A 22,221-nucleotide genomic window follows, 5' to 3' on the forward strand; every position below is an offset into this window, starting at 1 on the left:
CGCCTGATCGAGACGGTGTTCAAACCTGCTGGTGGTTCGTTTCGAAACTCCCCGCTTCCTCATTTCTGGGACGCAGCAACTGAGCCAGGGCGGCCCGGATGCCCCGGGTTGGTCCGGCCTTGTCCTGGTTGGCCAGGCCCTGCGTGATGCGATCGAGGATCATGGCTAGCAGGACGATGGCGATGCCGCCGACGGCAGCCATGCCGACATCGAGACGTCCCAGCCCCTGCAGGACCACAAGTCCGAGCCCTTCGGCCCCGATCATGGATACGATCACCGACATGACCATGGCCATCAGTACTGTCTGGTTGAGGCCGCCCAGAATGGTTGGCAAGGCCAATGGAAGTTGGACTTCCCAGAGAAGTTGGCGATCGGTGGCACCGAAGGCCCGCCCCGCCTCGACCATCTCCTTGTCGACAAGACGAATCCCGAGATTGGTGAAGCGGATCAGCGGCGATATCGCCGCCACGATGACCGCGACTGCCCCAGGCACCGTTCCGACGCCGAACAGCATGACCACCGGGACCAGGTAGACGAAGCTGGGCGTCGTCTGCATGACATCGAGCACCGGCCGCACGATGGTCCAGGCGCGATCGTGGCGCGCGCACAGGATTCCGATTGGAATGCCAAGGATGACGCACACCACGATTGCCGTGGCGATGAGCGACAGGGTGGTGATCGCTTCCGCCCACAGGCCCATGAAGGCAATCAGGGTCAGCGAAAGCAGCGTGAATATAGCCACGCCACGCGATGCGGAGCGCCATGCGATGAGGGCAAAGATCCCGATCAGGATCGGAAACGGAATGGCATGGAGTCCATGGTCGATCGCGGTCAGAAGGGTCTCGACGGGCCACTTGATGGTCTGGAAAAGCGGCCGGAAATGCATTGCCAGCCAGCGGACGCCGACCTGGATCCATTGGTCCAGCGGGATGACATAGAGATTATCGACATCCAGCATGATCAGGCCTCCGCTCCCCGGGATTGCGAGGAAGCCGCCGCCGGAGCGCCAATGCGGGACAGGATCTGGAGTGGATCGACACGCCCCAAATATCGGCCGCCCTCGTCAACAACGGCTATCGGCCGGTCTCGATGGCACAGGCTGGCCACCACCGACAGCTTTTCCGTGCCGCATACCGTCTCATAGTCCTTGCTCATCAATGATTGGATCGCCGAACCATCGGCGAGGCGTGGCAACTGGCGTGGTCCGACGACACCCACGACCTGCATCGAATCGTCGACGATGAACACCGGTTCGCCCTCGGCATCGCGGCCGCCAGACGCACGTCCGTCTAGCCGGAGCGGGCTGCTTTCCACCATCACGGAACTCGCATCGAACAGATGGGCCCGGTTGACGTCGCGGGTGAAGGCGGCGACGTAGTCATTGCCGGGCTTGGTCACGATGTCCTGCGGAACGCCTTCGCGCATCACCATTCCATCCGCCATGATGGCGACCCGGCTTCCGAGCTTCAGCGCCTCCTGGAAATCATGCGTGATGAACAGGATGGTCTTGTGGAAAGTCCTGTGCAGGCGCAGCAGTTCGTCCTGCATTTCGCTGCGGATGAGTGGGTCCAGCGCGCTGAAAGCCTCGTCCATGATCAGGACATCGGCATCCGTGGCGAGTGCGCGGGCCAATCCGACGCGCTGACGCATGCCGCCGCTCAGCGTACCGGGAAGATGATTTGCCCACGAAGCCAGCCCGACGACCTCCAGCACCTCCATCACCTTCTTCCTGCGCGCGGCGGCTGGCACACCGCGCAGTTTCAGGCCGAACTCGGCATTCTCCAACACCGTTCTGTTCGGCAACAGGCCGAAGTGCTGGAACACCATGGAGATACGCGTCCGGCGGATTTCGCGCAGCCGCGCTTCGCTGGCGCCGGTGATCTCCTCGCCATCGATAAGGATGCGCCCTGCATTCGGCTCGATGAGGCGATTGATGCATCGCGCAAGCGTCGACTTACCGGAGCCGGACAAGCCCATGATCATGTAAATCGAACCGACGGGAACGGACAGCGACACGTCGCTCAAGCCGACGACCTGCCCGGTCTTCTGGAGCACAGCTTCCTTTGTCTCGCCAGACTTCAGCATGGCCAAAGCCGATTCCGGCGATCTGCCGAAAATCTTGTACACGCCCTCGACCGTTATGCGATCCGTCACACCTGTCCTCCACTCCTGGCCTGGCGGACGATAGTCAGCACATTCCAGAGCCACGATCCCGATTAATGAAGATAGAACTGCACCCGCCGTCTTCCCCCGTTCGGCAGGATACCCGCCTAGCCCAATGCTACGAAGGAAAGCATACGGCTCGCGGGTTCGATGGTATAGGCTCTCCGCTACCCGGATAGGTATAATCCGGGGCGCCCGTATGGAGAAACGGCGTGCTGGCTTCGCTTAAAAACCCTGCCCTCATGGTCGTGGACATGCAGAACGATTTCGTGCGCAGGCATGCGCCGATGGAGGTTGCATCCGCGCGCGAAACCATACCTTCGATCGGCAGACTCATTGCGGCGTTTCGCGGCAACGGCAAGCCGGTGGTATTCACGCGATACGTTGCCGACCCCCTGTATCAGGCCTTGGCCGGCAAGCTGACCTGGATCAAGCTGACCGATGCGCCGACCCATGCGTGCGTACCAGGCTTCATGCGCTCCTACGGCGATGTCGAGGGCCTGCGGGATGCCGCGGAGGTGATCGACGAGCTTGCGCCACAGGACGACGACATCGTGCTGGACAAGGTCTATTTCAGCGCCTTTCATGCCACGGATCTTGCCAAGACGCTCAAGCTGCTTGCGGTAGACGGTCTGGTATTCGTCGGCACGGTAGCGGAGATGTGCGTCGAAGATAGCTGCCGTCACGCCGTGCATTTCGGTTATCCCACGATTGTGGTGGAGGATGCTGTTTCTTCCAACCATCCGCCCAGCCGGCAGGCCATGCTCGATGCTTTCGCACGCAACTACGGCTGGGTGATGACCACGGACCGGCTCTTGGATTCTTTCGCGGTCGGGCAAGCGGGATGCGAGGTCTTGAACCTACCGCAGCGGTGAAAAATCGGTCGGGATCAGGATTCGGTTTTCCATCGTTTCGATATTCTCGGTGAGCTTGACCGTAAACGCCCGCCACGCGGGATCTTCGGCCAGCCGCTGACGCCGCTCGGCGCGGTCGTTCAGGTCGCTATAGCCCCATAGATGCACGACATGGTTGAGAGGTCCGATCTCGGTGCGGAAATAGCCGATCAGGTTGCCCAAGATCGGCTGCTGGATGGCAAGGCCTTCCTCGCTGATAAGTTGCATGTATCTGGCGAGACGGCCGGCCCTTATCTTGTAGATGCGTTCCTCGACAATCATGGCGCGACAGCTCCCATCAGGCGATCACCCGCGACTTTTCCCTGCCCGCTTCCTTCTCGCGCATCGCAAATACGGGCATCACTTCCTTGATGAACAACGCCAGCGATTTCTTCTGCACTTCAAACGGCAGGTCGAAGGCGAGGCCGAGGCAGAACTGGTCTACGCCCGCCGCTTCATAGACCATCAGCTTTTCGACCACCTCGTCCGGCGTGCCGAACAGGAGATTGTCGCGGATCGACCGCGGATCGTAGTCGCCGCTGTTGCCAACGGTGTCGTAAGAAACCGCTTCAGGAAAGCCGTTCTTCACCGTGCCGATGTTCTGGAACAGGTTCTCGAAGCTGCGCCCATATTGATAGCTGTAGCGAACCGGCAGTTCCCAGTCCTCGGGACGTTCATACACGCAAGTGCGGCGCAGCATCATGAACCGCGGCCTCGGCACTTCGGGATGATCCTGGACCGCCTTCTTGAACTTGTCGCCGAGAATGCCGATTTCCGCGACCGGCCGCGACAACGGCGTGGAGAGGATGTTGTGGCCATTGCGCACCGCCCAATCGAATGTGCCGGGGTCACGCGCCGCCACCCAGATGGGCGGGTTGGGTTGCTGCAAGGGCTTCGGCACCGAGGTTGCCAGCGGGAAGTGGTAATACTTACCCTCGTGGGCGTAGTCGCCTGCCCATAATTTCTGGACTGCCGGCAGCAGTTCCTGCATGTAGGCGCCGCCTTCCTGTTGCGGGATGCCTCCCGCCATACGGTCAAATTCATACTGATAGGCGCCGCGGGCGATGCCGAATTCCAGCCGCCCTCCCGTCAGGTGATCGCAAAGTGCGGCCTCTCCCGCGAGACGGATCGGGGTCCAGTACGGCGCGACGATGGTGGCGGTGCCAAGCCGGATCTGTTCGGTATGAGCTCCCCACCAGACCAGCAACTGGAACGGGCCGGGCGCGATCGTGAATTCAATCGTGTGATGCTCGGGCGACCAGGCGGTCTCGAAGCCGCCGGCATCGGCCATACGGACCAGTTCCAGCGTCTCAGCCGCCACCTGGCGCATATCCTTGTCGGGACTGAACCTCTCCATGTTCAGGGAAACGGAAAATTTCATGGCAATGACCTTTTCGAATATTAGGGAACCGTCGGACGAGCGTCAGCGCAAACGGATTACGAACGGGTCCTGCGTGGCGCCGGAGTAGTCGATGACGACATTCTTCACACGGGAGAACTCGCGCATAACCTCGAAGCCCCCGCGCTTGCCGTAACCGCTCTCCTTGAACCCGCCGGAGGGCGACATGTAAGCAGCAGAGCGATACGTATTGACCCAGACCGTGCCGGCATCGACGTTGCGCGCAAAGCGTAGCGCCCGGTCGATGTCGCGGGTCCAGACACCCGCCGCCAGCCCATAATGGGTGTCGTTGGCAAGCCCAATCAGCTCGCTTTCATTGTCGAACGGCACGACGCCCACGACGGGCCCGAAAATTTCGTCGCGCATGAAGCGCATGTCGTTGCGCGCATCCGCCAGAACCGTGGGCTCGTAATACCAGCCGCCGGAGAGGTCGTCCCGCCGCGGCCGGTGGCCTCCGGCAACCAGCCGCGCACCGTCGGCGACGCCGTAGTCCACATACTGCTCGACCTTGTCGAGTTGGGCAGCCAGCGCCAGCGGACCGATTTCCGTGTCCTCATCGGTCGGATGGCCGATACGCACGCGCCTGGTACGATCCGCCAGCTTTTCTACGAATGCGGCATAGATGGATTTTTCGACGAAACAGCGCGAGCCTGCGATACAGGTCTGCCCGGCAGCGGCGAACACGCCGGCAACCACGCCGTTCACCGCGCGCTCGATGTCGGTATCGGCGAATACGACATGAGGCGACTTGCCGCCCAGTTCCATCTGACACGAAACAAGTCGGCTGGCAGCGTTGGCGGCGATGCGGCGGCCGGTTGCCGTACTGCCCGTGAAGGCGATCTTGGCGACATCGGGATGCAAGGTCAGCGCTTCGCCCGCCGTGGCGCCCTTGCCGGTAACGACATTGAAAACGCCAGCCGGGAAGCCCGCTTTTGCAATCAGTTCGGCGAGGGCAAGGGTGGACGCGGACGTATGCTCTGATGGCTTGACCACGACCGTATTGCCAATTGCCAGGCAGGGTGCGAGCGTGCCGGTCAGCAGCATCAGCGGTGAATTCCACGGCGAGATCATGCCCACCACGCCGATCGGCTCGCGCAGCGTGAAGTTCAGCATATCGAGCTTATTGACCGGTATGGTCTCGCCATGCAGCTTGTCGGCCATTCCGGCGAAATAGAGATAGCTGTCCGGCGCCGCGCGCAGTTGCACACGCATCTCTTTCAGAAGCTTGCCGTTGTCACGCGTCTCGATGGCCGCGAGTTCATCGGCGTGTTCCGCGATGAGATCGGCCAACCGGCGCAGCAGCTTGCCGCGATCCGTCTGCGTCAGCCTGCGCCAGGCCGGATCGTGAAACGCTCTTTTGGCTGCCTGCACGGCGGCGTCGACATCATCCGCCCCGGCGTCGGCAACCTCATACCAAGGCGCCGCGTTCGTCGGATCGTAGCTCGGCATGTAGCGGCCGGACCGCGGCGCGACGCGCTCCCCGGCAATGAAAAGATCCTGGCGCGATCCTTCGATCACCTTCAGCGTCAGGTCCATCATCTCATCCCTTCGCGGTTTCTCGGTCGCCGGCCAAGCCGTTAAGCGACCGCCACGGACGCGGGGCGCCGTCTATCATCGCCACCCGGCCGCCATCGCTGGAATCGACGTAGATCCCGAAGCGAGAGTCCGCGCGCTCATGCAGGTAACGGCGCAGCGTTGCGCGTATCTGCCTGATCGGAATGCTGTCCCAAGGCAGCTCTTCATGGGCAAAGAACCTCAGCGACGGCGACAAATCCGGAATTTCGCCAGGCGGGCCCGCGAGCGCGCCACGGTAAACGACATAACCGGGCTGCTGGTCGGCCACATCGAAGACCGAATAGAGAAACGCATCGCTGGTGAGCGGCGCAACCACGCCGCCGCCTTCGAAGCTGAGCATGTCGCCCGGCTTACGGTGCGTTGCCGTCGGCAGTTCCCAGCCTCCGGCGCCATCGTCGCGCAGCAGGATGCGGCCGTCATGCTCGACCAGGTAGCCGATGATCATGCGATGGGAAGGCGTCCAGCCAGGCGGCATCGGGTCTTCCACGCAGACATAGCGCCCCCGGCAAAACCCTAGCGGAGCGGCAGGGCTGGTGCCGAAAGCACGCACCCGGCCGATCAGGATCACATGGTCTCCCGCCTCGATACGGTCATGCACCGTGCAGTCGAACCAGGTAAGGCTGTCGGTGAGCACCGGCGAGCCCGTATGCACGGTAGTATGGGCTATCGTCTCGAACTTGGAGAGTGACTTCGAGGCGAAGAGGCTCGCCACCTCCTTCTGGCGCTCGTGCAGCACGTTGACGGCGAAGCCTTCGGCCGTGTTGAATGCCGGAAAGCTGCTGGCGCTCTTTCCTATGCAGACGAGCAGCAGCGGCGGCTCTAGGGAGACTGAGGTGAAGGAATTCGCAGTCATGCCGCGCGGCGAACCATCTTCGTCCCGCGTCGTCACCACCGTGATGCCCGTGACGAAGGTGCCGAACGTTCGCCGCAGTTCCACTGGATCGATCGTGCTCAGCTCTTTTTCCCTCTTGTCCGCCATGCGTCCTGCCTCTCCAGGAGGGTGGAAGGATAAAGGGACGTGAGAGAGGGTCTTCCTGCTCTACGCAGGAGAGGCGGTAGTCAGACTCCTAGGACACGAAGCAGAGACCGCATCAGACAGGTTGCTCCTGGGCAATGGTCTCGTTGAGGCGTATTGCCAGTTCAAGCGCGAACCGACGTTCGGGTGAATCGATCTCGATGCCAAACAGTTCCTGGATACGGTTCAGGCGATAACGAAGCGTAGTAACATGCAATTCCATCGCGTCCGCGCAGGCCTGGCTGCGGCAACCGTGCTCCAGAAAGACGGTCAGGGTCCTAATATAGTCCGTTGCATGCGCCTCGTCGTGACGCACGACCGCGCCAATGGCGATATCCACGAACGACCTCACTTCCTTGCTGTCGGCCGCCGAAAGCAGCAGCGGAAAAGGACCGAAGTCCTGGGGCGCAAGCAACCCGGTACGGTTGAAGCGGACGGCAAGACGGATCATGCGCTCGCATTCAAGCCATGCCTGGGGATAGTCGTGAATGCTCGAACAGGTCTTACCCGCCACGATGATCGGCTTGGTGCCGATCAGCCACTGCGTTTCCTCGATCAGCTTGCGCACAAACGTCTTGACCACCGTGTCCGCGTCGCGGGGCGCGTCGGGAATGCGGCACAGAATGATCTCGCCCAATGCGGCGGCGGTCGCCTGCGGCGCCAATTGGCCGGCGAGCCGCATGATGGAGCGGTGCAGTTCGGGTATGGTCTTGCCCTTTTCCGGCACAGTTTCCGGGAGGCCGATCGCGACCAGCCTGGCGGTGGCGTTTACGTCAATGCCGAGCCGGCGCGCCCGCGCCGTCAAATCGTCCACGTTGCGCCAGTTGCCGGAAACGATTTCCATGAACAATTCGCTGGAAGTCTGCGATTCCGTCTGGAACCGTAAATGGCTGCGCATCAACTGGACGCTGAGCGCGAACCGAGCGCTCTGAAGAAGAAGATGATCGAGGTCGCCGAAATTGGCGTCGAGCGAAAACACGATCAGCGCCCCTACCGTCTTGCCATCCACGACCAACGGCTCCACCGCCGCCGGCAGGTTGAGGTGATGGCCGCCGCAGTTCAGGTACAGCTTGCGCATTTCAAGCCCGGCCTGGTCCGAGATATCGCGAGCAAGACGGAGAAACTGGCGGCTCATGCAATCGTCCATCTCCTCGCGCCAGCGGTCGGTGTCGATGAGGTCCGGCTTGGGCGAACGTCCGGCAACGACCAGGTTGGCAGTCAGATCCACCACGACGATTGCGTTCGGCAGGAAGGTTTCGACCATGGAAGCCGCGGATGCGACGGAACCGTCCGACAGGACCTGGTGCATCAGGGAGGAATGCGCGGCAAGTGCGTTTTGGAGTTGCGCGGCGGCAGCATGTTCCGCCCTTAGCCTGTGGGCCTTGTCCACGGCTATGGCGCCCAGATGGACGATCGTCTGCAGGAATGCGAGATCGGCCGCTGACAGATCGACAACGTCGCGCGACTGCACCGACAAGACCATCGCGCGGTCTTCCATGTCCCGGCAGCCCAGAGGCAAAACCACGACAGTGCGATAACCGCGCTGGATTGCCTCTTCCCGATAGCCCGGAAATTCGATGCTCTCCTGGGCATCGCGAATGATCACCGGATCATTGCGGGTCAACGCGATGAGGGATGGACTTGTCGCCAGCGTCCAGCGGTTGCGATAGGACTTCGTCAACTGGCTAGGATCATGCCGGGTCACGACCACAGCATTGCCATCCGCCTGATCGATGCTCATCACCGCCGCCATCGACCAGGCATCGTGCTGGCATGCCGCATCGACAAGGTGCTGCAGCGTTGTCTCGAGGTCGACGCTGGAATTGATGAGGCTGGTCACGTCGCGCAGGACGCGTGACAGCGGGCGATCCAAAGCGCTCAACAGAACCTCGCTGCTTGCCGGTACTCGATCGTTACATAGCCTTCCTGGTCGATGGCGCGCCACAGTCATATTCGTTACCGGGGGTCATGCCGCCGCCATATGGCCGGCATGGATAGGATCGACCTTGCCGGCTGTTCGCGAAAGGTTTGGCAGGCCTTCAAAGCGACATGATGACCGACTTGGTCTCCGTATAAAGGTTCAGCCCTTCCTGTCCCCGTTCCCTGCCCCAGCCGGATTGCTTGAAGCCGCCGGTGGGTATCGCCGCGTCCACCGAGCCGTGTACGTTGACCCCGATCCGGCCCGCGCGAATTCGCCGTACCATCTTGTGGGCGACGCTCAGGTCCCGCGTCCAGACGCTGCCAGCTAGTCCGAAGATGCTGTCATTCGCCTGCCGCGCGATCTGTTCCAGGTCGTCGTCATCGAAGCTCATGGCGCACAGGACAGGACCGAAAATCTCTTCCTGCACCACCGCCATGTCGGGTCGGGTATCGGTCAGCACCGTCGGCGCAATGAAGTTGCCTTCATTGCCTATCCGCGTGCCGCCAAACGCCACCGTTGCACCGGCGCTCCTGCCCTGCTCGATATAGCTCATGACGCGGTCGCACTGGACCGGGGAAATGACCGGCCCCATCTGGACGCCTTCGCTGAGGCCATGACCAACGCGGATATTCCCCGCCCGCTGGCCGATCCCATCCACGATCTGGTCGAACACCTTCTTGTGGGCGAACAGCCGCGATCCCGCGGTGCAGACCTGGCCGCTATTGGCAAAAATGCCCTGCGTGACACCGGGAATGGCAACCGACATGTCAGCATCGGGAAAGACGATGACGGGCGACTTCCCTCCCAATTCGAGCGACACTTTCTTCAAATTGCCCGCGGCAGCCTTGACGATGATGCGGCCGACCTCGCTGGAACCCGTAAAGGCAACCTTGTCGATCTGGGGGTGCGAGGCGATCGCTGCGCCCGCCGTAGGTCCAAAACCGGTCACGATATTGATCACGCCGGCGGGAATGCCGGCCTCCTGGACCAGTTCACCGAAGCGCAGCGCCGTCAGCGGCGTCTGCTCCGCCGGCTTGAGCACGATCGTGCAGCCGGTGGCCAGCGCCGGAGCTACCTTCCAGGCCAGCATGAGCAGTGGCGCATTCCACGGAATGATCTGCCCGACGACGCCGACCGGCTCGCGCACCGTGAAGGCATGGTACTTGTCCGGCGCAGAGATCGAAATGGTTTCCCCTGTGATCTTGGTCGCCCAGCCCGCCATGTAGCGGAACATATCCACGCTGAGCGTGACGTCGGAATTCCGGGCATTGGCAAGCGGCTTGCCATTGTTGAGAACCTCCAGTTCGGCCAGTTCATCGGCGTTCTGTTCCAGCAGATCCGCCAGTTTCCAGATGAGACGTCCACGTTCGCTGGGCGTGATGCGGCTCCATGGGCCTTCTTCAAAGGCCCGCCGCGCAGCTTTGACGGCATTGTCGATATCGGCGGCGTCGCCCTCCGGAACCTGTGCAATTATGCGTCCCGTGCCCGGATCATATGTGTCGAAAACCTTCCCGGACTGAGCCGGCACCCATTTTCCATCGATAAGGAGTTTTTTCTCCTGGCGTAAAAAGGAAGCCGCCTTCTCTCCAATTCGGAACTGATCAGCATGTGTGTTCATCGAATTCTCCATAGGTATCGGGAAGCGCCTTGCCCGGATTCGTTCAAGGGCGTCCATCTGAAGCGCCCTTCGTTAAAGCTTGTCACTCGATCACGAAGTGGTCGGGTCCGACCGCGCGAGGCTGCCGGTTCGGCGGAATGAAATCGAGCGGCCGCACGGGAGACGGCAATTCCGTCACCGGCTTGCCGATCAAGCGGTGCCTGTCCGCGGCCGGCTCCGGGCTCGGCACCGCTGCCATCAGCTTCTGGGTATAGGGATGTTTCGGATTCCCTATCACCTCGCGGCTGGGCCCGATCTCCACGATCTCGCCAAGATACATGACCGCCACGCGGTGGCTGACACGTTCGACAATGGCCATGTCGTGACTGATGAAGAGGTAGGACAACCGCAGGTCCTCCTGCAACTCAAGCAGCAGGTCGATCACCTGCGCCTTTACCGAAACGTCGAGCGCCGAGACGGCCTCGTCGGCTATAATGACCTTCGGGTCGAGCATCAGGGTCCGCGCAATGCAGATTCGCTGACGCTGTCCGCCGGAAAATTCGTGCGGAAGACGGGTGATCATCGACGGTTCGAGGCCGACACGCTCCAGAAGATGTTTCGCCTTGTCTAGGGCCTTGGCCCTGGTCGCCAACCCATGGCATAGCAGGGGCTCCGCCAGGATCGCACCGACGTTTTGCTTCGGGTCCAGGGAACTGAAAGGATCCTGGAAGATCATCTGCACATTGCGCCGGAGATCCGAAAGATCGGACCTGTTGTCGCGCCGCACCGTGCGTCCGTCGAAGACCACCTCGCCGGAATCCGGAGGATTGAGAAACAGGATGCTGCGTCCGGTCGTCGACTTGCCGCAGCCGGATTCGCCAACCAGCGACAGCGTTTCTCCAGGCATGATGTCGAAGCTCAGACCCTCGACGGCATGGAGACGCCCCACCTTGCGACGCATCGCCCCGCCACGCACGTCGAACCGGGTCACCAGCTTGCGCACGCTCAAAACCGGCTTCGGCACAGCATCCTTGGCGGGCGCGCGGTAGGAGCGGGCGACGCCTTGCCCCAGGCGGGGGACCGCGTCGATCAGCATCCTCGTATAGTCCTCGCGCGGACGCTCGAAAACGTCCTTTACTGCTCCCGTTTCCACCACACGTCCCTTGTGCATGACCATGACGCGGTCGGCGATGTTGGCCACTACGCCCATGTCATGCGTGATGAACAGGATCGCGGTGCCGGTATCGCGCTGGACCTCGTTCAGGAGATCGAGGATTTGCGCCTGTATCGTCACGTCGAGCGCTGTTGTCGGCTCGTCGGCGATAAGCAGCTTCGGCGAGCACGCCAATGCGATGGCGATCATGATCCGCTGCCGCATCCCCCCGGAGAACGTGTGAGGATAGTCATTGAACCGCCGCCGCGCGTCAGGAATGCGAACACGGTCGAAAAGCCGGATGCCCTCCTCCCGCGCCTCGGCATCGCTTAAGGGTCGATGCTGGCGCAGCATTTCCTTGATTTGGGTGCTGACCTGCAGAACCGGGTTCAGGCTCATCATCGGTTCTTGGAAGATCATGCTGGCAATGCCGCCACGCACCCGCCGCAATGTCGATGTCGACGCCCCCACCACTTGCTGGCCATCCACGATGACCGAACCGGTCACTTGGGTATTGCCGGAAAGCAGTCCCATGATCGTCATGGAGGTGACGCTCTTGCCGGACCCCGACTCGCCGACAAGCGCCAGCGTCTCGCCAGCATGGATGGCCAGATCGACATCATGCACCACCTGATGCTTGCCGAAAGCGACGTTGAGGCCTTTTACCTCGACCACTGGATCGGATTTCCGTTCACTCATGAGTTTGGCGCCGGTGCAACAGTGAAGCCCGCCTGCGAGCGAGAGCGCTCCGAAGTTGGAGCCCAGGTGAGCATTTCGAGCGCGTACAGCGCATCCAGCGTCTCGCGCGACAGGGGAATGCCCTTCTGGTGCGCCATGGCGATCTTTTCCCGAGGCCGAACGGCAACGTGCCCGGACGCCTTCAGTTCAGGCCTGCGGGCGCTGACCATGAGAAGCGCGCAGCCCGGCGTCAGCCCGGCGGCGTCGATCGATTCCAGAACCGCCGTGTCCTCACCGAGGAGCGCCGCCAGGGCATCCCGGCCCCGGCCCGAATAAAGCACACCCCGTGCGTCGGGGTCAGCCAACAGCCAGTCGAAGGTTCCATCCCTGGCGATGATGCCGATAGAGGAGAGATTGTAGTCCATCGCACCGACCAGCGTGGCCGGAACAAGCGACAGCTCGGTCGCCGCCAATATCCGGCACATTTCCCATTTGGCGCCGCCTGCATGCGCGGCGAGAGCATCGATCGCGGCAGGTCCCGTTTCCAGAAATGAAACGCCGGCGGCGTCCAGCATCGTGAGCCCGTTCGATTTCCGGTAGCGGAAGCCATAGGAGGGCCGCGGTCCCGCTTGGCGAATTTCATCCAGAATAGCCGGATCGAGCGCCGCACCTGTTGCAACGAGATGAGCGCCCCGGTCAGCGGTTCCGAACGCGTAGCCCAGCGCCCTGAGCGACCACGGCAGGACGCGAGTCAGTTCGGAATAGGCAACAAACATGCTCGTGCTCACAGGGCGACCTCATTCTCATGCTTGCGAACCCGGGAACCCGGCCTGCCAGGCTCGAGGAATTCCGAAGGCAGCGGCTGGTCTTGGAAGAAAGTCCCCCGCACATAGCGGATGCTGAGCGGCGTCGAGCCGCGAATGCCCAGCGACGCAAGGAAAAACCGTATGAGATCGGCGGGGACGAAATCGCGATGCGCGAGCGGATCGCGTATTTCCGCATAGAGCAGGCCATCCAGATATTGCACCCGCGAAATGGCGTAATGCAAGTCCGGATGGTCGAGGACGACGTCGCCGGCGCGCTCCTTGTCACCACGGCTGACCAGCACCGCCGCCAGCCTCTGGATCAATCCGATATGATCGATGAAGGATTCGAAACGCTCGTGCGGGTCGATGACCCGCTCGCCGCGCCTTTGTTCGCCATTGTCGATCGAATGGTACCAGAAGTGCTGATGGGTTTCGGCAAGCGTGCGGTCGGCGGTGAGAGCCCAGACGTAGTTCCTGCGCAGGATCTCGCGCAATTCAGCGACCGTCATTGCTGGCTGCAATTGCCGCTTGCGGGCTGCGCCGATCTGGAAATAGGGCGCGATGGCGTCACAAAAGTCCGGTACCACGTCGAGAAGTACGCTGTGGAACTGCTCACTGGTCTCGCCATCCATGACTTCTGCGACGTGCGCAGCAACGTCGCCCCAGCACCGAAACTGTCCTTCGCGCAGGCTTGCCGATATGCGTGTCAGGTTCTCGATGATGGTTTCGTTGGCCACCACGTAGTCCTGCGTCTGTGGGTCGGTCTGCGCATAGATGCGGATGGTGCTCTCTATCGAGCCGCGGACAACTGAAATGCTTCCCGCATCGACCGGCAGGCTTTTTGCGTAGCCAAGAGCCGCCTCGCGTACGGTCACCCATGTGGCGACCCAATGCGGCCAGCGCTGGAGGGCAACGCACATGCCCTGGCCTGAGGAGTTGCCTATTCCAAGCCCGCGCGCGATCGAAATGTCGAGCTGCGCTGCGTCCGGATTGCGCCGCCGCGCCACGGCATTGACGAGATCGATGGAGACGAGCCGCACCAGGTAGATGGCGAAGATATCCGCAAAGAACGGGTGCGCCAGCGGATGCCCCTCGGGAATGCCCGGATAGGAAACCGTGCCATTCCGGCCGCTGCTTTGAAAGCCACCGTTCCGCATGAGATAGGCGATGCCGAGCTCGGGGGCGGGCTGTTCGCCGCGGGACAGTGCTTCGACTACGGCGTCGAAATGCCGGCTGCTGCGATTGGCCGGGGTCCAGCCGACCACATCCGAATCCGTACGCATCTGGCCTTCAGCCTTGATGTCGAACGTTTCAAATTCCCGCTCGATACGCTGTTGGCTGGCAAGATTGACGAAGAGCGCGCCGAACATGTCACGGTCCGCGCCATCGGAGCGGCGTCCGACTTTTTCGATTCCGTCCCATGGATATGCTCGGGCAATATAGGAGAAGGAATGGCCTTCCGCGTCGATCCGGTAGACGAATCTCGCCGCGCCGTCATCGCCGCATTCCGCCGAGATCATCCTTATCTGCCAGCGTTCGCGAACGATCCTGCGCAACAACATGTCGGCAAAACTGACGCGCGAAGCCTTGAAGCAGCGAAGGTTCTCCACACGCATCAGAACATCCGCCGGCCGCATCCATCGCCGCGCTTTCAGGGCACCTTCCCGGCCGGCAAACTCCTGCAGGCGTTGTTCTATGAATGCCGGCAGCGGCGGCTCGATCTGGTTAGACGTCATTTCCCTGTTCCAATCAGCGATCATTGCGGGACGCGGCCTCGTTCATGCTCGACCCGACAAGATAAAATGTGAAAACTGTAAGGGCGACGGCAGCGCCCGGCCCCAGGCTGAGCAGCGGCAGGATCGGCAGGAACATCGAACCGTCGCGTACCATGCCGCCCCAGTCCGGAGCCGGCGGAGGAACGCCCAGCCCCAGGAAGCTGAGGCTTGCGGAGGTGAAGATCGCGAAGGCCACATTGATTGCGAACTGCGCCCACACCACGCGCATCGTGTTTGGCATGATATGATGGCGGATGATCCAGAAAGAGCTTGCGCCCGTGGCGCGCGCAGCTTCCACGAAGACCATTTCCCGGACGACGAAGACCTGACCACGAACCAGCCGGGCGACCGTCGGCGCGGTGACGACACCCAGCGTGACCGCCAGGTTGACCACCGATGGCCCGAGCATCGCGGTGATGATCAATGCGAGAACGAGCCCCGGCAAGGCGATGAAAATGTCGATGATCTGGACGAGGACAAAATCGATCCAGCCACGGAAAAATCCGGCGATCAGGCCAATGGGGGCGCCGATCAGCACAGCCACTATGGCCGCCGAAGCGCCCACCTGCAGTGAAACCCTTGTTCCGTAGATGACGCGCGACAGCACGTCCCGGCCAAGTTGATCCGTGCCAAGGATGTTTTCAGCCGAAGGCGGGCCGAGGACGTTTACCGTCGTGGCGGTCGGGTGCAGGGGCGCGATCAAGGGCGCGGACACCGCGATCAAAGTGATGATCACCAGAAGCGTCAGGCCAAGGACCAATCGGAATGGAAGTTTTCTCATTGGATGCTAAGCCGATGTTCGCACGAGCGGATTGACGAGGCTGTAGGTCACGTCCGCCACAAGGTTGAGGATCATCACGCCGACGATGATCACCATTCCAACCGACAGCATGACAGGAAAATCCCGGGACGAGATCGCTTCCACCAGAAGCCGGCCCATGCCCGGCATCGAAAAGACGGTTTCGGTGACGACCGCGCCGCCAACCAGTTGTCCAAGCGAAAGACCGGCATAGGTGATCAAGGGCAATATGCTGTTGGGCAGAATGTGCCGGTAGGAAATGCGCGCCTCGGACAGCCCCTTCGAACGCGCGGCCTGGATGTAGAGGCTGCCTTTCACCGACTGGTATTCGGCTTTGTAGACGAGCGTGAAGGAGCTAAAATAAAAGGTCGTAAGCGTGATGACGGGCAAGATCATGTGGATGAGATGCTGCCCGGCGCCCCGTGACCACGGCGACCATCCGGTCGTCGGTAGCCAGCGGAGTTGAACCGAAAACAGGTAGATCAGCAGCAGTCCGAGAAAGAAATTCGGTACGGTGATGCCGACGATGCTGACGGCGGCGGTGAGCCGGTCCACCAGCTTTTTCATGAACGTCGCCGAATTGATCAGCGTGGCGCCCAGGAAAGCGATGAGGATTGCCCAGGATGCCAGCTCAAGCGTTAGAGGAAGGGCATCCGCGATCATTTGCGCGACAGGCTGTTGGGTGGAATAAGACCGGCCCAGGTCGCCCGACAATGCGGCGCTGATCCAGTTCCAGTAACGCGACAGAATGGGCTGGTCGAAGCCTAGCTTCGCGTTGAGTTCGGCGATCGATTGGGGGGATGCGTTCTCGCCCAGCATGATCGCCGCCGGCGTCCCCAGAAAGGACGTCACCGACGTGAACAGCAGAAACGTCAGAACGATAACGTTCGGAACCATGATCGCTATGCGGGAAAGTACAAGCGCAAGCATGCCGGCCTCAGTTCATCACGAAGGATTGAAGAAACGCCTCCGGGGCGCCCGTCCCGCAAAGCGGGCGGTTGGGCACATCCGATGGGCGGCGGTCATAATGGCGATCAAGTTCCTCTACCGGTTGCAGGCGGGACCAGGTCCCACCCGCGCCAGAGGCCGCGGCGCGCCGCGCCGCGCCGCGGCAAAGCATGAAGATCAGGCCTGCGTTTTCCAGACGTAACGGAACCGCGGGATCTCGTCCGGCATCGGAGCGAACCCTTTGACGGTGTTGCGCATGGCGTTGAATTCGACGCTGAACCCGACGGGCATGTAAGGCAGATCGGCAGAAATCTGACGCTGGATCTTTTCGTACAATTCCTTGCGGCGCGCCTGATCGGAAATTACCCGCGCTTCATCGATCCATTTGTCCACTTGGTCATTCTTGTACCCCGTGGAGTTCGCGGTGCCTTTGCTGGAGAAGAGATAGTGGATCAGGCCGTCGGGATCCGCCCGTTGCGTCCAGCGCATCGGCGTGAAGCGTATCTCGCCTGAGACCGCCTTTGCGTAGTAGTCGCTTTGGGGGACCGGCTCGAGCTCAATGTTGAGGCCGATCGCGTCGAGGTCTTCCTTGGCAAGTTCGGCAAAGCGTCGCAGCGTATCGCCGCTTGGCGCCGCAAGCTTGATGGTGGTGCCCTTCAGGCCGGAATCAGCCACGATCTTGCGCGCCTTTTCCGGATCGTATTCGTAGTGCACCAGATCGGTTGGGGTCCACCACAGGCCGTCTGGCGTGAAGCTGTCGGAAATCTTGCCTTGCCCCGCCCATATGATCTGGTTGATGCGGTCGCGGTTGAGGCCATGCGCGATGGCCTGGCGCAGTTCCGGCTTGTTATATGGCTCGGCGTCCCACCGCCACTGGTAGGAATACCAGACGCCACCCTTCGACGGCACAAGCTCGATGTCCGGGCTGGCCTTGGAAAGGCGCGTATCCAACGGATCAAGCTGGCTTATGAAATCCAGTTCACCGATGGCCATGCGCTGAATGCCGACGACGTTCGTCGGAATGTCATGGAAGGTAATGCCGTCGAGATATGGCATTCCCTTCTGCCAATAGCTGTCGTTCTTGGTGAGCGCGATGCGCGACCCGCGGACCCATTCGCCGAAAACGAACGGACCGGTCCCGACAGGATTGGAACCGACGTCGCTGCCGTATTTCTTGGCCGCAGCTGGCGAAGCCATCAGCCCTGCGCGGTCGGCAAACAGCGCCAGCAGCGGCGGATAAGGTTCCTTCATGTCGATGGCGACGGTGAATTCGTCCAGCACTTCGACATTCTTGACGCCTTCCAGCAACTTGAGCTGCGATGAGTTGCCTTTCGGATCGAGACGTGCATCAAGGTTCCATTTCACGGCCTCGGCGTTGAACGGTGTGCCGTCATGGAACTTCACGCCTTCCTGCAGCTTCAGGACCACGCGCTTGCCGTCGTCCGAAAACTCCCAGCTTTTCGCCAGGGCAGGCTTCAGGGAGAAGTCCGCCTCGGTCTCGAGAAGCGTATCGAATATCAGGAAAAGGATCTGCCGCTCGGTCCATTGCGACGACTGAAGCGGGTCGAGCGTGCGGACGTCGCTGATGAAGCCGACGTTGAGCGTGCCGCCGGTGACCGGCTGGGTATCTTGAGCCAGCGCTACCGCCGGCAAAGAGGCCACGATTGCGAAGCCGCTGACGGCGGCCATAAATTGCCTTCTATCCATGACAAATCCTCCGTTGGTTCAGTTCCCGATATTATCGGCATTGCCGTTATTGGCCTCCGGGCAAGGACCCGGAGGCTTGCGCGTTATTTGCTCTCGGCTGGCAGCGGCCGGCCGGCCTGATCGACTCCCATGATCCGCATGTCGTTGAACCGATCGCCGATGCGATGGTGCGGACGCCCGCCGCTCGCGGCTCCCAAGGCGATGACGATCTCGTCATGCGCAGGCGCGTCGGGAATGGTGAATTCCACGGTCAGAAAATGAGCGCGGCTTCCCTTCTTCTCAGCGTCCTTGTGGGTCAAGGGAACGGTGAGCGCGGTGCCGGCGCCGGCACGCTTGTTCGTGAACGGGAGAAAGGAATCGCCACCAGCGGCGATGCGGAAGACATTGCCGAAATGCAGCGTGTGGATCAGGCCGGCCGCGTGTTCGACTTCGCCGTCCGTCCCGGTCACCGCGCACTTTCCAAACGCTTCTATCCTGTCCGGACCGCCCATGATCGCCACCAGGCGAGGCACGAGGGCATCCGTGAGAGCCTTGGCGTGCTCCATGATGTGCGGCTGCAGGTCCTCGACGAATGCCGATCCTGCCCAGGGATTACGGATTACCGCCGCGCAGGCGGCCATGCGAAGCGGAACCGGCGCGACGCGCCCCCCTTCGATAAGCGTGTCCTCGACGAAATCGACGATCTTGCGGATCAGGACCCCAGTCATTTTTCCACTCCGCCGGCTGCGAGTTCGGCAAGCACGCGGTTGGCGATGCGATGGCATTCGACGCCGACAGGAACGCCGCAATAAATCGTGAGATGGGTTATCAACGCGTCCAGCTCGTCACGGGTGACCCCGTTGCGAAGGGCGCCGCGAAAATGCAGTTCCCACTCATGCATGCGGTTGAGCGCGGCAATCATGACGATGTTCAGCATGCTGCGGGTCCTGGCATCCAGCCTGTCGTCACCCCAGGCCGTTCCCCAGCAATATTCTGTGATAAATGACTGAAAACCCTTGGAAAACTCGGTTGCCTTGCTCAGCGAATTTTCAACATATTCGCTGCCGAGCGTCGCCTTGCGCCGCTCCAGCCCACGCTCAAATAGCGTCTCGTTCATTCGTCTTCCCTTCATTTTCAGCGTGGACGCAAAAGGAACTCGCGGACATGGTCGGACACCAGCTTGGATGCCTCGACCAGGACGCTGTGCTTCAGGCCGGCCAGAATGCGTAATTCCGAATCGGGGATCAGCCGGTGCATCGTCTCGGCCATCCGGACATTCGACCCTTGATCGAATTCGCCCGTCATCACCAGCGTTGGCTGTCTGATCTCGGGAAGCCGATCCACCAGTTCGGTAAGGCCGAACACCCGATACGCCTCCAGGTAAGACGGCACGTGGACAGCCTTGAGCTCGGCAATTCGCCGCTCGATCACATCGGGATGGCGCTCGGCGAATTCCTTGGTGAACCAGCGGTCGTGCGCAGCACCAACGACTGCGTCCATACCGCCGTCGCGGATCATCTGCAGGCGCGCCACAACCTTCTCACGTTCGGCGGGGGTGCGCCCCGCAACTGCGGAAAGAAGCACGACGCGCTCAAACCGGTCCGAATAGGAACAGGCCAGCTCTTGCGCGATCAAGCCCCCCAATGAAAAGCCGACCAGATGGGCTTTGGGCACGCCGGCGTCGTCCATCACCCGAACGATATCGGCGGCAAACTTCTCGACGGAATATTCCGAATCGATGTGCGCGGACTGACCATGACCGCGCAGGTCGGAGCGAATAATGTCGAAGCTGCCCTCCAATTGGAGGCTGACGTCCTCCCAGCTTTGCAGGTTGGCGCCGACACCGTGCACCAGCACGAGAGGATGGCCCTTACCGCTTCTCTCATAGGCGATGAGATCGTCTTTGGTGCGCATCGGCGCCATCCCAGGTCCCTCGTTCGAACTCGATTTTTTTGGTATACCGACAGACAGGCATATGGTCAACCGTATTTGAATCGGCTACTTGTGATGAAAGAGTCGAACGCGTAGCTGTCATGGAAGGAACGACGGGAGAGGACGCCGCGATGCATGAATGGACGGACTGGTCGATTGCGGATTCGCCGACATTGCGCGAGCAGACCGTTGTCACGCTGCGCGAGGCGTTGTTCAACGAAGTGTTCAAGCCGGGTGACAAGCTGGTGGAACGGAAGCTTGCCGAGCAGACCGGCGTAAGCCGCACAAGCATTCGGGAAGCGCTGAGCCAGCTTGAGTCCGAAGGGCTTGTGACTCGGGTAGCCGGCAAGGGCATGTTCGTGACCCGCTTGTCGGAACGGGAAGTCCGGCAGATCTACGAGGCCCGCGCAATCCTGGAATCGGCCATGGCGCGCCTGTTTGTCGAACGGGCCAGCCAGGAACAAATGGACGAATTGGCGCGGCGTATTTCGGAAGCAGGCGAAACCGACACCTCCGAGCTTGCCAGGCAGCATGCCGAGAAGCTCGACGCGGTGTGGGACATCATCATGCAAGGCGCAGGCAACGACATCACCAGGCAAATGACCTTTCTCCTGCATGGCCGCGTCACCTATCTGCGCACCGTCACCACCCGCGTCGCCTCGGCTGAACGGCGCAGGAATACGATGGCCTTGCTCCACGGCATTTTCGACGCGCTGCGCGCGCGCGATGCCGACCTCGCCGAAAAGCTCACGCGCGGGTATGTCGAAAGATCCGCGGCTTTCGCGCTGTCGCTGCTGCGGGACTCTGGGCAGAACGCCAAATCCTCATCACGCAAGCAACGGATCGACACATGAACTATGTCAGGCTCGGCAAGAGCAATCTGAAGGTATCCCGGCTATGCCTCGGCGCGATGGGATTCGGATCCGCGGGATGGCGGGCCTGGGTGCTCGATGAGAAGGCGTCGGCGCCGATCGTTGCGCGCGCCCTCGACCACGGCATCAACTTCTTCGACACCTGCGACTTCTATTCGGCTGGCGAGAGTGAACGCATTCTCGGCCAGATACTCGTTCTCAAGCAGCCGCGCGACAGCTTCGTCATCGCCACCAAGGCGGGAAACCCGATGGCCGCGCATTGCAACGGCCGCGGCTACTCCAGAAAGCACCTGTTCAAGGCAATCGACGATTCGTTGGTCCGCCTTGGAACCGATCACGTGGACCTCTTCCAGACGCATATCTGGGACAAGGACACCGACCTCGACGAACTGGTCGATGCCATGGCGGATATCGTGCGCGCCGGAAAGGCGCTCTATGTAGGCGTCACGACGATGCCCGGCTGGACACTCGCAAAATGCCGTGCGGCTGCCAGCGCACGCGACCTTCCGGCATTCATCTCGATGCAATGCGAATACAATCCCGCTCACCGGGAGTGCGAGCGGGAACTGCTTGCCTACTGCCGCCACGATGATGTTGCCCTGATACCGTTCAGCCCGATCGCGCGCGGCTTCCTTGCCGCGGACCGCCGCAATCCCGGCCAGCAGACGGCGCGCACGAAAAGCGACGACTATACGCAGAGATATTACCACCGCGACGGCGACCACGCCGTGCGCGAAGCCGTCGCTGCCGTTGCCGCCGACATCGGAAAGACACCGGCGCAGGTGGCTCTCGCCTGGACATTGGCGCGCCCCGGCATTACCGCGCCCATCTTCGGAGCGACCTCGACAGACCATGTCGACGAGGCAGTCGCGGCATTGGACATAGTGCTTACGCCCGAACATATCGACCGCATCGACCGGGCCTACGAGCCACGGCCGCTGAACGCCTCAGGCCACTGAATGAAGCACAATGCTTGCGGTAAGCTGATATGCTTGTGACATTGCACTCG

Annotated in this window: 20 protein-coding genes; 3 read left to right on the forward strand and 17 right to left on the reverse strand. The window is 61.5% G+C overall.

What is annotated here, in order from left to right:
* Positions 1-19: 19 nt before the first annotated feature.
* Complete coding sequence (locus FJ942_RS07455) at positions 20-958, reverse strand: proline/glycine betaine ABC transporter permease (RefSeq protein ID WP_140498487.1); 939 nt, start codon at positions 956-958, stop codon at positions 20-22.
* A 2-nt stretch (positions 959-960) separates the two neighbouring features.
* Positions 961-2,154, reverse strand: a complete 1,194-nt coding sequence (locus tag FJ942_RS07460; protein ID WP_140498488.1) for a glycine betaine/L-proline ABC transporter ATP-binding protein — start codon at positions 2,152-2,154, stop codon at positions 961-963.
* A gap of 221 nt (positions 2,155-2,375) precedes the next feature.
* Between FJ942_RS07460 and FJ942_RS07465 the strand changes: the two genes are divergently transcribed.
* Positions 2,376-3,038: a cysteine hydrolase gene (locus tag FJ942_RS07465; RefSeq protein WP_140897434.1), complete on the forward strand. Its 663-nt coding sequence runs from the start codon at positions 2,376-2,378 to the stop codon at positions 3,036-3,038.
* Here the strand turns inward: FJ942_RS07465 and FJ942_RS07470 are convergent.
* The 15 genes from FJ942_RS07470 to FJ942_RS07540 form a co-directional block, all read right to left on the reverse strand.
* Positions 3,024-3,338 (reverse strand): NIPSNAP family protein, encoded by a 315-nt coding sequence (locus FJ942_RS07470; protein WP_140498490.1) that lies wholly within the window; start codon positions 3,336-3,338, stop codon positions 3,024-3,026. The two genes, FJ942_RS07465 and FJ942_RS07470, sit on opposite strands and share 15 nt — an antisense overlap.
* Before the next feature lie 16 nt (positions 3,339-3,354).
* On the reverse strand, positions 3,355-4,437 hold the full coding sequence (locus FJ942_RS07475; protein ID WP_140498491.1) for an LLM class flavin-dependent oxidoreductase: 1,083 nt from the start codon (positions 4,435-4,437) through the stop codon (positions 3,355-3,357).
* 42 nt (positions 4,438-4,479) lie between these two features.
* Positions 4,480-5,991 carry an aldehyde dehydrogenase gene (locus FJ942_RS07480; protein WP_140561386.1) on the reverse strand — a complete coding sequence of 504 codons (1,512 nt, stop codon included), beginning with the start codon at positions 5,989-5,991 and terminating at the stop codon, positions 4,480-4,482.
* A 4-nt stretch (positions 5,992-5,995) separates the two neighbouring features.
* Entirely contained in the window at positions 5,996-7,009 is a 1,014-nt protein-coding gene (locus FJ942_RS07485; protein ID WP_140525288.1) for a flavin reductase, read from the reverse strand.
* Positions 7,010-7,121: 112 nt separating this feature from the next.
* Positions 7,122-8,996 carry a helix-turn-helix domain-containing protein gene (locus tag FJ942_RS07490; RefSeq protein ID WP_140897435.1) on the reverse strand — a complete coding sequence of 625 codons (1,875 nt, stop codon included), beginning with the start codon at positions 8,994-8,996 and terminating at the stop codon, positions 7,122-7,124.
* 88 nt (positions 8,997-9,084) lie between these two features.
* Positions 9,085-10,641 (reverse strand): aldehyde dehydrogenase family protein, encoded by a 1,557-nt coding sequence (locus FJ942_RS07495; RefSeq protein ID WP_281406723.1) that lies wholly within the window; start codon positions 10,639-10,641, stop codon positions 9,085-9,087.
* A 25-nt stretch (positions 10,642-10,666) separates the two neighbouring features.
* On the reverse strand, positions 10,667-12,415 hold the full coding sequence (locus FJ942_RS07500) for an ABC transporter ATP-binding protein (RefSeq protein WP_140897436.1): 1,749 nt from the start codon (positions 12,413-12,415) through the stop codon (positions 10,667-10,669).
* Positions 12,412-13,170 (reverse strand): hypothetical protein, encoded by a 759-nt coding sequence (locus FJ942_RS07505; RefSeq protein ID WP_140896789.1) that lies wholly within the window; start codon positions 13,168-13,170, stop codon positions 12,412-12,414. Before FJ942_RS07505 ends, FJ942_RS07500 begins: the two co-directional genes overlap by 4 nt.
* Positions 13,171-13,178: 8 nt before the next feature.
* Positions 13,179-14,936 (reverse strand): hypothetical protein, encoded by a 1,758-nt coding sequence (locus FJ942_RS07510; protein ID WP_140513437.1) that lies wholly within the window; start codon positions 14,934-14,936, stop codon positions 13,179-13,181.
* Positions 14,937-14,949: 13 nt separating this feature from the next.
* Positions 14,950-15,690: an ABC transporter permease gene (locus FJ942_RS07515; RefSeq protein WP_246679743.1), complete on the reverse strand. Its 741-nt coding sequence runs from the start codon at positions 15,688-15,690 to the stop codon at positions 14,950-14,952.
* Positions 15,691-15,762: 72 nt separating this feature from the next.
* A complete protein-coding gene (locus tag FJ942_RS07520) occupies positions 15,763-16,704 on the reverse strand; it encodes an ABC transporter permease (protein ID WP_140513435.1) in 942 nt (313 codons plus the stop codon).
* Between the two features lie 195 nt (positions 16,705-16,899).
* Entirely contained in the window at positions 16,900-18,411 is a 1,512-nt protein-coding gene (locus tag FJ942_RS07525) for an ABC transporter substrate-binding protein (protein ID WP_181169851.1), read from the reverse strand.
* Positions 18,412-18,512: 101 nt separating this feature from the next.
* Positions 18,513-19,136 carry an amino acid synthesis family protein gene (locus FJ942_RS07530; protein ID WP_140498500.1) on the reverse strand — a complete coding sequence of 208 codons (624 nt, stop codon included), beginning with the start codon at positions 19,134-19,136 and terminating at the stop codon, positions 18,513-18,515.
* Positions 19,133-19,525, reverse strand: coding sequence for a carboxymuconolactone decarboxylase family protein (locus tag FJ942_RS07535; protein WP_140498501.1), 393 nt, complete (start codon positions 19,523-19,525; stop codon positions 19,133-19,135). Before FJ942_RS07535 ends, FJ942_RS07530 begins: the two co-directional genes overlap by 4 nt.
* 17 nt (positions 19,526-19,542) lie before the next feature.
* Positions 19,543-20,322 carry an alpha/beta hydrolase gene (locus FJ942_RS07540; protein WP_181168613.1) on the reverse strand — a complete coding sequence of 260 codons (780 nt, stop codon included), beginning with the start codon at positions 20,320-20,322 and terminating at the stop codon, positions 19,543-19,545.
* Between the two features lie 149 nt (positions 20,323-20,471).
* On the opposite strand from FJ942_RS07540, the gene FJ942_RS07545 reads away from it, so the two are divergent.
* Together FJ942_RS07545 and FJ942_RS07550 are read left to right on the forward strand one after the other, a co-directional pair.
* Positions 20,472-21,194 carry a GntR family transcriptional regulator gene (locus FJ942_RS07545; protein WP_181165366.1) on the forward strand — a complete coding sequence of 241 codons (723 nt, stop codon included), beginning with the start codon at positions 20,472-20,474 and terminating at the stop codon, positions 21,192-21,194.
* Entirely contained in the window at positions 21,191-22,171 is a 981-nt protein-coding gene (locus FJ942_RS07550; RefSeq protein WP_140897438.1) for an aldo/keto reductase, read from the forward strand. The genes FJ942_RS07545 and FJ942_RS07550 overlap by 4 nt, the downstream gene beginning before the upstream one ends.
* The last annotated feature ends 50 nt before the right edge of the window (positions 22,172-22,221 follow it).

Origin of the sequence: Mesorhizobium sp. B2-4-2, from assembly GCF_006442845.1 — a bacterium.
In the GTDB taxonomy this organism is placed as follows: domain Bacteria; phylum Pseudomonadota; class Alphaproteobacteria; order Rhizobiales; family Rhizobiaceae; genus Mesorhizobium.

Excerpts from the sequence above, each read along its gene's own strand:
- FJ942_RS07520 (WP_140513435.1), bottom strand. The coding sequence starts at position 16,704 with ATGCTTGCGCTTGTACTTTCCCGCATAGCGATCATGGTTCCGAACGTT.
- FJ942_RS07455 (WP_140498487.1), bottom strand. The coding sequence starts at position 958 with ATGCTGGATGTCGATAATCTCTATGTCATCCCGCTGGACCAATGGATC.
- FJ942_RS07525 (WP_181169851.1), bottom strand. The coding sequence starts at position 18,411 with ATGGCCGCCGTCAGCGGCTTCGCAATCGTGGCCTCTTTGCCGGCGGTA.
- FJ942_RS07540 (WP_181168613.1), bottom strand. The coding sequence starts at position 20,322 with ATGCGCACCAAAGACGATCTCATCGCCTATGAGAGAAGCGGTAAGGGC.
- FJ942_RS07550 (WP_140897438.1), top strand. The coding sequence starts at position 21,191 with ATGAACTATGTCAGGCTCGGCAAGAGCAATCTGAAGGTATCCCGGCTA.
- FJ942_RS07490 (WP_140897435.1), bottom strand. The coding sequence starts at position 8,996 with ATGACTGTGGCGCGCCATCGACCAGGAAGGCTATGTAACGATCGAGTA.
- FJ942_RS07495 (WP_281406723.1), bottom strand. The coding sequence starts at position 10,641 with ATGGACGCCCTTGAACGAATCCGGGCAAGGCGCTTCCCGATACCTATG.
- FJ942_RS07475 (WP_140498491.1), bottom strand. The coding sequence starts at position 4,437 with ATGAAATTTTCCGTTTCCCTGAACATGGAGAGGTTCAGTCCCGACAAG.
- FJ942_RS07505 (WP_140896789.1), bottom strand. The coding sequence starts at position 13,170 with ATGTTTGTTGCCTATTCCGAACTGACTCGCGTCCTGCCGTGGTCGCTC.
- FJ942_RS07485 (WP_140525288.1), bottom strand. The coding sequence starts at position 7,009 with ATGGCGGACAAGAGGGAAAAAGAGCTGAGCACGATCGATCCAGTGGAA.
- FJ942_RS07530 (WP_140498500.1), bottom strand. The coding sequence starts at position 19,136 with ATGACTGGGGTCCTGATCCGCAAGATCGTCGATTTCGTCGAGGACACG.
- FJ942_RS07535 (WP_140498501.1), bottom strand. The coding sequence starts at position 19,525 with ATGAACGAGACGCTATTTGAGCGTGGGCTGGAGCGGCGCAAGGCGACG.
- FJ942_RS07480 (WP_140561386.1), bottom strand. The coding sequence starts at position 5,991 with ATGGACCTGACGCTGAAGGTGATCGAAGGATCGCGCCAGGATCTTTTC.
- FJ942_RS07545 (WP_181165366.1), top strand. The coding sequence starts at position 20,472 with ATGCATGAATGGACGGACTGGTCGATTGCGGATTCGCCGACATTGCGC.
- FJ942_RS07500 (WP_140897436.1), bottom strand. The coding sequence starts at position 12,415 with ATGAGTGAACGGAAATCCGATCCAGTGGTCGAGGTAAAAGGCCTCAAC.
- FJ942_RS07470 (WP_140498490.1), bottom strand. The coding sequence starts at position 3,338 with ATGATTGTCGAGGAACGCATCTACAAGATAAGGGCCGGCCGTCTCGCC.
- FJ942_RS07510 (WP_140513437.1), bottom strand. The coding sequence starts at position 14,936 with ATGACGTCTAACCAGATCGAGCCGCCGCTGCCGGCATTCATAGAACAA.